This window comes from Aeromonas sp. ZOR0002, assembly GCF_963866995.1.
Classification (GTDB): domain Bacteria; phylum Pseudomonadota; class Gammaproteobacteria; order Enterobacterales; family Aeromonadaceae; genus Aeromonas; species Aeromonas caviae.
In genome coordinates this window covers 1-750 of sequence record NZ_CAWMFQ010000310.1, presented here as the reverse complement: position 1 = coordinate 750, position 750 = coordinate 1, and the positions used below count along the sequence as shown (strand labels likewise).

At 51.5% G+C, this 750-nt stretch carries 1 protein-coding gene; it reads right to left on the bottom strand.

What is annotated here, in order from left to right:
- Positions 1-102: 102 nt before the first annotated feature.
- A complete protein-coding gene (gene gmhB, locus AACR77_RS17070; protein WP_010675946.1) occupies positions 103-645 on the bottom strand; it encodes a D-glycero-beta-D-manno-heptose 1,7-bisphosphate 7-phosphatase in 543 nt (180 codons plus the stop codon).
- Positions 646-750: the final 105 nt, after the last annotated feature.

Below are 750 nucleotides of genomic sequence, written 5' to 3'. Positions count from 1 at the left end.
CAAGCAGATAATTGCAAAAAGATGGCTTTCATCGTTCAACCGCTCACAAAGCCACCAAAAAGCCACCAAAAAGCCACCAAAAAGCATCTTAATCCAGCGAAATCAGCCTGTGACAGGCGCTGCAACGGCAAAATCATGCAGGTTGTCGTAGATGGCATCGGCCAGCTCAATCCCCGCATCAGTAATCGGCTTGCCTGTTCTGACCATTATCTTGTGACCGACCTTGGCATTGATGGCGGCTTTCAGGTCCGAAGGTTTGTCACCCACCATATAAGAGCGGTCCATGTCGATGCCCAACTCTTGCTGCGCCAACAGCAGCATGCCGGGTTCCGGTTTGCGGCAGTCGCAAGGGGCGCCGTGATCCGGGTGATGGGGGCAGAAGTAGATACCATCGAGATCCACATCCCGATCGGCCAATGACCAATCCATCCACTCGGTCAGGTTCATGAAGTCATCTTCCGTGAAGTAACCGCGGGCGATACCGGATTGGTTGGTCACCACGACCAGCAAATAGCCTTTTTTCTTCAGCAATTGCATGGCCTCAATCACCCCGGGCAGAAAATGGAAGTCATCAACCTGGCTGACATAACCCGTGTCTTTGTTGATGACACCATCGCGATCCAGAAAAATGGCGGGTTTACTCACAGCAGCTACCTCTATAGATGATTTCGCAAAAGTATCTCACAGGCCAATTAAAGCCCCAAAAGTAAAGGCTATGTCCCAATTACGTGTTGCATGGGGCGCCCCAGT